The organism is Limnohabitans sp. JirII-31, assembly GCF_002778315.1.
Lineage (GTDB): Bacteria > Pseudomonadota > Gammaproteobacteria > Burkholderiales > Burkholderiaceae_C > Limnohabitans.
On record NZ_NESA01000005.1, the window covers coordinates 232,953 to 239,838 of the forward strand.

The window sequence follows — 6,886 nt, forward strand, 5'->3', positions numbered from 1 at the left end:
GAATTGGGTGGCCCATGCAAAAAACCTCTGCGTGGCCTTTGTCGCAAATTTGCGTGGCGTTGATCATTTACGCCAGCCTGTATCCTTTTGATCATTGGCGCGACCAAGGCATTGAGCCCTGGTCATTTCTGACTGCGCCGTGGCCCAAATATTGGACCGGGTTTGATGTGGCGTCCAATGTCTTGGGATACGCCCCCCTCGGATTTTTTCTAACGCTCAGTGCCATGCGTATGGGTTGGCGCTGGCGTGCCGTGACTTGGAGCACGGCTGCAGCCGCGTTGCTTTCTTTTTCAATGGAAGGGCTGCAAAGTTATTTGCCAGCGCGCGTGCCGTCGCAGGCAGATTTTTTACTCAACACGCTAGGTGCGTGGCTCGGTGCCTGTGTGGCAAGTGCCTTGGAGCAGTTGGGGCTGTTGCACCGCTGGAGTCAGTTCAAGTCGCGCTGGTTTGTGCGTGATGCGCACTTGGCGTTGGTGCTGATGGCGTTGTGGCCAGTTGCCTTGTTGTTTCCCGTGGCGGTGCCTTTGGGTTTAGGGCAGGTGTGGGAGCGCGTGGAAGATGCACTGACGAGCGCTTTCGATGCGTCACCATTTCAAGATTGGATCCCTCTGCGCGGTTTTGAATTGGAGCCTTTGTTGCCCGGTGCAGAGTTGCTCTGTGTGGTGTTGGGTTTGTTGATTCCTGGTTTGTTGGGTTTTGCCGTGATTCGCCAACGGTGGCAACGCGTGGCGTATTTGCTGCTTGTTTTGGCTATGGCTTTGGGCATGAGCGCCTTGTCGGCCGCGTTGAGTTATGGCCCAAGCCACGCGTGGACATGGTTGGACTTGCCTGTGATGCTGGGTTTGGGTTTGGGCTTTGTGCTGGCTTTGGTGTTTGTTTTTGCCTCGGGTCGTATGTGCTTGGCGTTTTTGATGTTGGCGCTGTTGGTGCAGCAAAGCGTGCTCAACCAATCGCCAGAGAGCGCTTACTTTGCGCAAACTCTGCAGGCTTGGGAACAAGGGCAGTTCATTCGCTTCCATGGGCTGGTGCAGTGGCTGGGTTGGTTGTGGCCTTATGTGGCGTTGGTGTTTACGCTGTCGCGTTTGAGTCGAGAACGGTTGAGTGACCGGTGAGACTGGGTAAACCTAGAATTCAAGGCATGACACAAGCCTCTTACTACAAGCACCACATCTTCTTTTGTTTGAACCAGCGCGACAACGGCCAAGCAAGCTGCGCTGAGCACGGCGCACAGGAAGCCTTCGAGCATTGCAAAGCACAGGTCAAGGCCGCTGGCTTGTCTGGGCCGGGCGGGGTGCGCGTGAACAAGGCGGGGTGCCTGGACCGCTGTGCAGGTGGGCCTGTGGCTGTGGTGTATCCGGAGGCTGTTTGGTACAGCTTTGTCGACAAGGCAGACATCAGCGAAATTGTTGAAAGCCATCTCAAAAATGGCAAGCCTGTTGAGCGTTTGCTGGTTCCTGCGGACGTAGGTCGCTGAAAAGGCTGCGCCATGAACTCACAAACTCAACGGCTGATTTTGCAAGGCGAGGTCGGCGAAATTGAAGCGTTACGCGACGAACCGACGGGCCCCTCCCGTGGTGTGGCCGTCGTAGCGCACCCTCATCCTTTGTTTGGCGGGACCATGGACAACAAAGTGGTGCAGACCTTGGCACGCGCTTTTGTTCAGTGCGGTTGGTCTGTCGTGCGTTTTAATTTTCGGGGGGTCGGCGCGTCAGCGGGGGCGCACGATGCTGGCCAAGGCGAAGCGCAAGATTTTTTGCGTGTGGTCGAACAGGTAGCGCCTGAGGGGCCTTTGGCCTTGGCGGGTTTTTCGTTCGGTTCTTTTGTTGCAAGCCATGCGTTGGCCGCCTTGTGGGGGCAGCGCACAGTTGAAAAAGTGGTGTTTGTGGGAACTGCTGCATCGCGTTTTACGGTGGCCAATGTGCCGTTGGAGGCGCATGAGCGAACCCTGGTCGTGCATGGCGAGCAAGATGACACAGTCCCTCTGTCGGCGGTGATGGATTGGGCGCGTCCACAAAGCTTGCCGGTCACGGTGGTCCCGGGGGGCGGGCACTTCTTTCATGGACAATTGCCTCTTTTGAAGAGCTTGGTGGTTCGCCACCTGAATGCCTGAGATGCCGACGGCAGGGCTTTGACTCGTTTTCCTTTTGAATTGAAGATGGCCATGATCCGAACCTTGCGTACTGTCTCCCTTGGTTTTTGGATGGCGGCAATGTGTCTGCTGCATGCGCATGCTCAAATGCCTCAGCCGCCTGAAATTGCTGCCCGTGCTTACTTGCTGGTTGATGTGACTGCTAACCAAGTCCTGGCTGAGCTAGATGCCGACAAGCCTGTGGAGCCGGCCTCTTTGACGAAGCTAATGAGCGCTTACTTGGTCTTTGACGCACTCAAATCTAAAAAGATCACGTTGCAACAAACCATGCCCGTGAGCGAGCGCGCATGGAAGATGCCGGGCTCGCGGATGTTCATCGATCCCAAAATGAAAGTTCCTGTGGAGGACTTGGTCAAGGGCATGATTGTTCAGTCGGGCAATGACGCGACGATGGCCTTGGCAGAGGGGGTCGGCGGAACTGCTGAGCATTTTGTGCAGATGATGAATGCTCAGGCGAAGGTGCTGGGCATGAAGTCCACTGGGTATAAAAATCCCGAAGGATTGACCGAGGCTGGCCATATCACCACCGCGCGTGATTTGAGTATTTTGGCCAGTCGTTTGGTGCAGGACTTTCCTGATTATGTAGGCTATTACGCCATCAAAAAGTACCGCTACCCAGGCACACCGACTGCCAACGAGAGCAACCGTAATTTGTTGTTGTTTCGAGATCCCAGTGTGGACGGGTTGAAAACTGGGCATACCGAAGCGGCAGGCTTTTGTCTGATCGCGACGGCCAAGCGTGAGGCCCCTGGCGTCGGACCGCGTCGTTTGTTGTCCATTGTGTTGGGCGCCTCAAGCGAAAATGCGAGGGCTACGGAGTCGCAAAAACTACTCAACTGGGGATATACAGCGTTTGATGCCGTCAAATTGTTTGAGGCCAACCAAGCCGTAGTTTCCCCCAGTGTGTGGAAGGGGCGCAGCAATGTGGTCAAGCTAGGTCGTTCCCAAGCTATTGTGGTGGCGGTGCCCGCTGGCGCAGCGAGTCGGATTCAAACACAAGCGGCACGCCCTGAGCCCTTGGTTGCCCCTATGGTGCGCGGACAGGTGCTGGGCGCACTGAAGGTGACGTTGGATCAACAGCCGTTGGTGGACGTGCCCTTGACGGTTCTAGAGACAGTTGAACAGGCAGGCGTGCTTGGCCGCGCTTGGGATGCTGTGCGGCTGTGGGTTAAGTAATTCTTTCTTCGTCATACTGTAGCTGGCTTTACCTGTTGGGGCGATGCTGATACACTAGAAGGCTTTTCGGAATTTCCGAAGGGATTCACGTTTTCTTTTTTAATCAAACGTTTAGGGACGTTTTTCAATGCCAACCATCAATCAACTGGTGCGTCAGGGGCGCGAGGTCGAACAGACCAAGTCAAAAAGCCCTGCGATGCAAAATTCGCCGCAGCGTCGCGGTGTGTGCACTCGCGTGTACACAACGACGCCTAAAAAGCCTAACTCTGCTCTGCGTAAAGTCGCCAAGGTGCGTCTGACCAACGGGTTTGAAGTCATTTCCTACATCGGCGGTGAAGGCCACAACCTGCAAGAACACTCGGTGGTTCTGGTGCGCGGTGGTCGTGTCAAGGACTTGCCTGGTGTGCGTTATCACATCGTGCGTGGTTCGCTTGACTTGCAAGGCGTGAAAGATCGCAAGCAGTCTCGCTCCAAGTACGGCGCTAAGCGTCCTAAGAAGGCTTAATTGCTTTCAAAGACGGCTCTTGTGTTAAGGCATAAAAGCTGCAGGCCCTGCGAGGCTTAAGTCGCAAAAATGGTGTTTTGGTCGTCAGGCAGACGGCACAAAACGAAGTGGCCCCAAGCGCCCGTGTTGGGTGTGGGTCGAGTAAGTGGAAGTCATGATGACTTTCGCGGTGTCCGAAAGGATGCCAACTGAAGCAATAGAGGTGATCAAATGCCACGTCGTCGCGAAGTCCCTAAACGTGAAATCCTGCCGGATCCTAAGTACGGCAATGTCGAGCTGTCCAAATTCATGAACGTGATCATGGAAGGCGGCAAAAAGGCGGTTGCTGAGCGCATCATTTATGGTGCGTTGGAGCAAATCGAACAGAAGTCGGGCAAAGATCCGCTCGAACTGTTCTCTGTCGCCATCAACAACGTCAAGCCAATGGTTGAGGTCAAGTCTCGCCGTGTCGGTGGTGCCAACTATCAGGTGCCTGTCGAAGTGCGTCCTGTGCGCCGCTTGGCCTTGTCTATGCGTTGGCTCAAAGAAGCTGCGCGCAAGCGTGGCGAAAAGTCCATGGCGCTGCGCCTGGCCAACGAACTGCTGGAAGCCTCCGAAGGCCGTGGTGGTGCCATGAAGAAGCGTGACGAAGTGCACCGCATGGCCGAAGCCAACAAGGCATTCAGCCACTTCCGCTTCTAAATTCAAAGGTAAAACATGGCTCGCAATACCCCCATTGAGCGCTATCGCAACATTGGTATTTCAGCGCACATTGACGCTGGTAAGACCACCACGACAGAGCGTATTCTTTTTTACACCGGTGTGAACCACAAGATTGGTGAAGTGCATGACGGCGCTGCCACCATGGACTGGATGGAGCAAGAGCAAGAGCGTGGCATCACGATCACTTCTGCTGCGACCACCTGTTTCTGGAAGGGTATGGATGGCTCTTTCCCAGACCATCGCATCAACATCATTGACACCCCCGGTCACGTGGACTTCACCATTGAGGTGGAGCGCTCTATGCGCGTGCTCGACGGTGCTTGCATGGTTTACTGTGCGGTGGGCGGCGTGCAGCCCCAGTCTGAAACTGTGTGGCGTCAAGCCAACAAGTACAAAGTGCCGCGCTTGGCCTTTGTGAACAAGATGGATCGCACGGGTGCCAACTTCTTCAAGGTCGTCGACCAAATGAAGTTGCGCTTGAAGGCCAACCCTGTGCCTATCGTGATTCCAATTGGCGCTGAAGAAAACTTCACCGGCGTGGTTGACCTTCGCAAAATGAAAGCCATCATTTGGGACGAAGCGTCTCAAGGCATGAAGTTCACTTTTGAAGAAATTCCAGCCAATTTGGTCGAATTGGCCAAAGAGTGGCGCGAAAAGATGGTGGAAGCTGCGGCCGAAGCGTCTGAAGAGTTGATGAACAAGTACCTCGAAGAGGGTGACTTGACGGAAGAAGAGATCACGCATGGTTTGCGTGTGCGTACCATCAACAGCGAAATTCAGCCCATGTTGTGCGGTACGGCTTTCAAGAACAAAGGTGTTCAGCGCATGCTGGATGCTGTGCTTGAGCTGATGCCTTCTCCTTTGGATGTGAAAGCCATTAAAGGCTATGACGAAGACGAGAAGGAAGTCATCCGTAAGGCCGACGACGACGAAAAATTCTCTGCCTTGGCGTTCAAGTTGATGACCGACCCGTTTGTGGGGCAGTTGACATTTGTGCGTGTTTATTCTGGCGTTCTGAAAAAGGGCGACACGGTGTACAACTCGGTGCGCGGCAAGAAAGAGCGCATCGGTCGTATCGTGCAAATGCACGCCAACAACCGTGAAGAAGTGGACGAAATCCGTGCGGGTGATATTGCTGCTTGCGTGGGCTTGAAAGATGTCACCACGGGCGAGACCTTGTGCGATCCTGCGGCGGTGATCACCTTGGAACGCATGGTGTTCCCTGACTCCGTGATTCGTCAAGCTGTGGAGCCTAAGACCAAGGCTGACCAAGAAAAAATGGGCATGGCTTTGTCGCGTTTGGCTGCTGAGGATCCATCCTTCCGTGTGCAAACCGATGAAGAGTCTGGTCAGACCATCATCGGTGGCCAGGGCGAATTGCACTTGGAAATCATTGTTGACCGCATGAAGCGTGAGTTCGGCGTGGAAGCTAACGTGGGCAAGCCCCAGGTGGCTTATCGCGAAACCATTCGCAAGACGGTCGAAGATGCTGAAGGCAAGTTCGTTCGTCAGTCTGGCGGTAAGGGTCAGTACGGTCATGTGGTGCTCAAGGTTGAGCCGCAAGAGGCTGGCAAAGGCTTTGAGTTCGTTGACGCGATCAAGGGCGGTGTGGTTCCTCGTGAATACATCCCTGCAGTGGAAAAAGGCGTGATTGAGGCTTTGGGTCAAGGCGTGCTCGCGGGCTACCCTGTGGTTGACGTGAAAGTCACACTGCACTTCGGTTCGTACCACGATGTGGACTCAAACGAAATGGCCTTCAAGATGGCAGCCATCTTTGGTTTCAAAGAAGGTTGCCGCAAAGCAAGTCCTGTGATTCTAGAGCCGATGATGGCTGTGGAAGTGGAGACACCTGAAGACTACGCTGGCAGCGTGATGGGCGATTTGTCCTCACGTCGCGGCATGGTGCAAGGTATGGACGACATGGTCGGTGGCGGTAAGGCGATCAAAGCTGAAGTGCCATTGTCCGAAATGTTCGGTTACTCGACCACATTGCGCTCGATGTCACAAGGTCGCGCGACTTACACCATGGAATTCAAGCATTACTCGGAAGCTCCGCGTAACGTGGCCGAAGCCATTGTGGCCGCACGCGCCAAGTAAAAAAATCCCTTGAGGGTAACTGCGGTTGCCCTCTGTCTGCGACGATGCGCCGCCCTGTTCCCCGTGCGGGGCGAATCAGCAGCATCGTGCAAACATAAAACTTGTACACGGGCCTGCTCTTTGGAGAATTGAAATGGCAAAAGGAAAATTTGAACGTACCAAGCCGCACGTCAACGTGGGCACGATTGGCCACGTGGACCACGGCAAGACGACGCTGACGGCGGCGATCACGACCATTTTGTCGACCAAGTTTGGCG

Annotated in this window: 8 protein-coding genes; all 8 read left to right on the forward strand. The window is 54.7% G+C overall.

What is annotated here, in order from left to right; all coding sequences use genetic code 11:
• Window positions 1–14 precede the first annotated feature (14 nt).
• Window positions 15–1,112 carry a VanZ family protein gene (locus B9Z41_RS08800; protein ID WP_100146679.1) on the forward strand — a complete coding sequence of 366 codons (1,098 nt, stop codon included), beginning with the start codon at window positions 15–17 and terminating at the stop codon, window positions 1,110–1,112.
• 26 nt (window positions 1,113–1,138) lie between these two features.
• A complete protein-coding gene (locus tag B9Z41_RS08805; protein ID WP_100146680.1) occupies window positions 1,139–1,474 on the forward strand; it encodes a ferredoxin in 336 nt (111 codons plus the stop codon).
• A gap of 12 nt (window positions 1,475–1,486) precedes the next feature.
• Complete coding sequence (locus B9Z41_RS08810; protein ID WP_100146681.1) at window positions 1,487–2,110, forward strand: alpha/beta hydrolase; 624 nt, start codon at window positions 1,487–1,489, stop codon at window positions 2,108–2,110.
• Between the two features lie 90 nt (window positions 2,111–2,200).
• A complete protein-coding gene (locus B9Z41_RS08815; RefSeq protein WP_100146682.1) occupies window positions 2,201–3,325 on the forward strand; it encodes a D-alanyl-D-alanine carboxypeptidase family protein in 1,125 nt (374 codons plus the stop codon).
• A gap of 127 nt (window positions 3,326–3,452) precedes the next feature.
• A complete protein-coding gene (gene rpsL, locus B9Z41_RS08820) occupies window positions 3,453–3,830 on the forward strand; it encodes a 30S ribosomal protein S12 (RefSeq protein ID WP_100146683.1) in 378 nt (125 codons plus the stop codon).
• A 210-nt stretch (window positions 3,831–4,040) separates the two neighbouring features.
• On the forward strand, window positions 4,041–4,511 hold the full coding sequence (gene rpsG / locus B9Z41_RS08825; RefSeq protein WP_100146684.1) for a 30S ribosomal protein S7: 471 nt from the start codon (window positions 4,041–4,043) through the stop codon (window positions 4,509–4,511).
• Between the two features lie 15 nt (window positions 4,512–4,526).
• A complete protein-coding gene (fusA, locus tag B9Z41_RS08830; protein WP_100146685.1) occupies window positions 4,527–6,629 on the forward strand; it encodes an elongation factor G in 2,103 nt (700 codons plus the stop codon).
• Between the two features lie 133 nt (window positions 6,630–6,762).
• Window positions 6,763–6,886 (forward strand): GTP-binding protein (locus tag B9Z41_RS08835; protein ID WP_233202605.1); only part of this gene is annotated, 124 nt, incomplete at its 3' end.